Origin of the sequence: Kitasatospora sp. NPDC058190 (assembly GCF_042883685.1) — a bacterium.
GTDB lineage: Bacteria > Actinomycetota > Actinomycetes > Streptomycetales > Streptomycetaceae > Kitasatospora.
This window is the reverse complement of the sequence record NZ_JBHVVI010000264.1, coordinates 1-3180: the sequence shown is the minus strand read 5'-3', so window position 1 is coordinate 3180 and position 3180 is coordinate 1. Positions and strand designations below refer to the sequence as shown.

The window sequence follows — 3180 nt, the reverse complement described above, 5'->3', positions numbered from 1 at the left end:
AAAAACACCCCGGTGTGGTACGGCGCCCCCACCGACTTCCCACTCCTCTGCTGTCTCCGTCAGCCCCGGGGCGCGCCGGGCATCTCCGGCTCGCCGCGCTCAGCCGGACTCCCCCTGGAGGGTGAGCGGGATGGTTCTGCAAGCGGATGAGGGGCGGGGAGCGGCCTGTGAGGCTGGCACTGACGCCCGCCACCTCAGGAGATGACCATGGCTTCCGTGGAAACGCCACCCGCTGCCGCCCATGCCACTGCGCTCTCGGTGCCGCGATGGCTGGACCGTACGGCACGGGCCGTGCCGCTGGCCGTCCTGCCGTCGGGCCTGTGGCGGATGGCCATGGCCGTGGGGATTCCCGTCGGCTTCAGCGGGAAGTTGGCGCAGGACTGGCGGCCCGGCCCGGAGACCTCCACCTACATCACCCTGCTGACCGTCGTGATCGAGACATGCGCCTTCCTCACCATGGGTCTGGTCCGTCCCTGGGGCGAGCGGGTGCCACGCTGGATCCCGCTCCTCGGCGGCAGGCCCGTCCCGACGTGGGCGGCGGTCCTGCCGGCCGCACTGGGGGCACTCGCGGTGGCTGCGGTGACGATACCGATGTTCTGGGGCGGCACGCCGGCTTCCGCCGGCGGCTCCGAATCACCCCAGGGCACGGCCGCGTGGATCATGAACGCCTGCTATGCGCCGCTCCTGCTGTGGGGGCCGCTACTCGCCGTCGTCACGGCCGCCTACGCCCGACGTCGCCGCCGCACCGCCTGACCGGCGCACAACTGATCCGGACGCCCGCAGAACTCTGCCGCCGCGAGCCCGATCGCGCCCGCCGGGCCGCTCACAGCTCGGCGCGATACGCCTCCAGGCGCTCGGCCAGCTCCTTCGGGTGTCCGAGCATCGGGAGGTGATCGCCGGGCATCTCATCCGGCTGGAAGCCGAGCCGTTCGACGACCACCCTGCGCATGAACTCCGCGGGGAAGAACCGGTCATCGGACGCCATCAGGAACCTGGTGGGCACCTTCGGCCACGCGTTCAGCGGCCACGGCTTCCCGAACGGCGTCGCCGCCTGGGTCCGCTGGTGCTCCGCCAGCAACTCGGCGGCCAGGTCCGCCGGAGTGTCGTGCAGGAAGAAGGAGCGGGGGTCCTCCTCGGTGCCCTCCGTGATTCCCCTGCGCAGGTCGGCTTCCCGCCGTGCCGGCCCGTACCCCGTGTTGTCCCACCACGCACCCGGTGACTCGCCCGGGGCCGGCACCTGGGCCTGGAGCATCACCAGCAGGTCCGCCGGCACCCGGTCGCACACCAGGGGGCCGGTGAATCCGCCGAACGAGTGCGCGACGACGACGAGTTCGCCACGGTCGCCGATCGCCTCGACCACCGCGTCCGCGTACTCCGCGAGCCCGGCCGACTCGTCGTCGCACGGCAGGTCGGGCGCGACCACCTCGTGGCCCCGGTCGCGCAACTCGGCGGTCAGCGGCCCCCAGCACCAGGAGTCAGCAGCCCCGCCATGGATCAGTACGTAAGTCGCCACCGGCCAGTCCCCTCATCGTCGTTGGTCCCTCAGGCAGGCTAGATGATCGCTTCCGAGATCAGTGCAGACAAGCAGACAAGCCGTCACGCCCGTCAACACTCGAAGACCGACCAGCAGATCTCGTTGCGCAACCGCTGATCGTCGAGGACGAGTTCGCGAATCACATCGGGGAGCTGTTCGCGCTGCCAACGGCACTCGAGCCTGCCGGCGCTCTCACCCTCCGGCCCGGGGGCCGCCGCACGCACGGCCTTGATGGCGTAGGCCGCAGCACCGAGCTCATGTGCGGCGACATGCGCCACCACTGCCGCCTGGCCGGCAGCATATGCGGCGTGCCGGGCGGCTCCGCTCAACTCTCGTGCCGCAGCCATGGCATGGCCACCCGCCGCTCGGGACTGGGACATCCTGATCTCGCCGCACGCCCAGGCCCGAATCTGCTCGATCGCCTCGCGGGGCCGCGGGTCCGAGGGCTGCACCGACTCGAAGAGGTGCAGAACGTGCTCCGCGCACTCGGCAGCCCACAGAGCCAGGAGCCGATGGTCGGAGTCCGTCAGCGTTCCCCCACGGCGGATGGTGATGAAGCGGGGGTCGCGATCTTTGGGGAGGATCATGGTGTTCCAAGGGATCGACTGTACACACAGGGCGAGCGCATCCAACGTCAGTATGTGAAGGCAGAGTTGGGCACCCTCGCGACCGCACTCTATGTGAGGACCGACGATCCGCTGAAGGCGTCTCCGCATCTCGCGCCATGGCGGCCTGCCGGGGGAATCGCCCCGCAGCTCACCGACGCCGAACTGGTCACGCCGGCGATGATGCAGGCGGTGCTCGGCGTCACCTCCGAGGCCAGGTGGCTCCGCCACGCCCGTTCCCACCTGCAGCATGGAAGACGCGGAGTGGGAAGTCGGATCCGCCGACTTCCCACTCCTCAGCCGGTCTGCTCCGAACCATGGATGCCCTTCGCGCCGCATCCGCACCCTGAACGGGCTCCGCGCGTCACTCGCACGGTCCCGCCAGCAGGTGGTCCGGGCGGGTGGTGGTTAGCGTCGGCAGCGGTGCTGCGAAGAGGCCGGCTGTCGGGGTGCAGCGCCCGGGCAGCCCGGATCCGCTACCCATGGAGGCGAGAATGACGAGCAATCCGCCGCTCACGGACGACGAACGCCAACGCTGGACGAAGATGGTCCAGGACGCGCTGAACGCCCTCACCGCCGAGGCCGCCCTCCAAGAGGGCCCGCCGGACCAGGCTTCGAAGCAACGTCTGCTCGACAGGAGCGCACAGGCCAGAAGTCAGCTCGATGCGGACTTCGCGCTCGGCTTCATCGACCGGCTCGGAGCCGACACCCTCACCCAGGCGGTGAAGGGATTCACCCCGGCCGCCGTGCAGACGTCCATCGACGCGCTGGTGAAGGCCGACGGCGGCGTCGTTCCGCTTCTTCGGAACCGGATCACGCGCTTGAAGTCTCCCGCCGACGAGAACGACGGCACGATGTGCGCCATCGGCGCGTTCTCCATCGTGGCAGGCGTGGTCATCGACGGCATTCTCGGCGGAATCGCGGCCGTCGGCGGCATCCTCGTCATGGCCGACGCCTGCTGACGAGCAGTCGATTCAGGAGATCCACCGAGTGCGGAGTGGGAAGTCGGCCAGGCCGACCCCAGTGCGGAGTGGGAAGTCG

Annotated in this window: 4 protein-coding genes and 1 pseudogene; 3 read left to right on the top strand and 2 right to left on the bottom strand. The window is 70.0% G+C overall.

Features of this window, described 5'->3' with window-relative positions:
• Nucleotides 1-207: 207 nt before the first annotated feature.
• Nucleotides 208-753: a hypothetical protein gene (locus ACFVWU_RS44630; protein ID WP_387632400.1), complete on the top strand. Its 546-nt coding sequence runs from the start codon at nucleotides 208-210 to the stop codon at nucleotides 751-753.
• A 70-nt stretch (nucleotides 754-823) separates the two neighbouring features.
• On the opposite strand, the gene ACFVWU_RS44625 is transcribed toward ACFVWU_RS44630, so the two are convergent.
• On the bottom strand, nucleotides 824-1513 hold the full coding sequence (locus ACFVWU_RS44625; RefSeq protein WP_387632397.1) for an alpha/beta fold hydrolase: 690 nt from the start codon (nucleotides 1511-1513) through the stop codon (nucleotides 824-826).
• Nucleotides 1514-1605: 92 nt separating this feature from the next.
• Nucleotides 1606-2121 (bottom strand): putative immunity protein, encoded by a 516-nt coding sequence (locus tag ACFVWU_RS44620; RefSeq protein WP_387632401.1) that lies wholly within the window; start codon nucleotides 2119-2121, stop codon nucleotides 1606-1608.
• A gap of 54 nt (nucleotides 2122-2175) precedes the next feature.
• On the opposite strand from ACFVWU_RS44620, the pseudogene ACFVWU_RS44615 reads away from it, so the two are divergent.
• Nucleotides 2176-2391, top strand: a pseudogene (locus ACFVWU_RS44615) (IS982 family transposase); the annotation flags it as partial.
• Nucleotides 2392-2633: 242 nt separating this feature from the next.
• Nucleotides 2634-3101: a hypothetical protein gene (locus ACFVWU_RS44610; protein ID WP_387632395.1), complete on the top strand. Its 468-nt coding sequence runs from the start codon at nucleotides 2634-2636 to the stop codon at nucleotides 3099-3101.
• The last annotated feature ends 79 nt before the right edge of the window (nucleotides 3102-3180 follow it).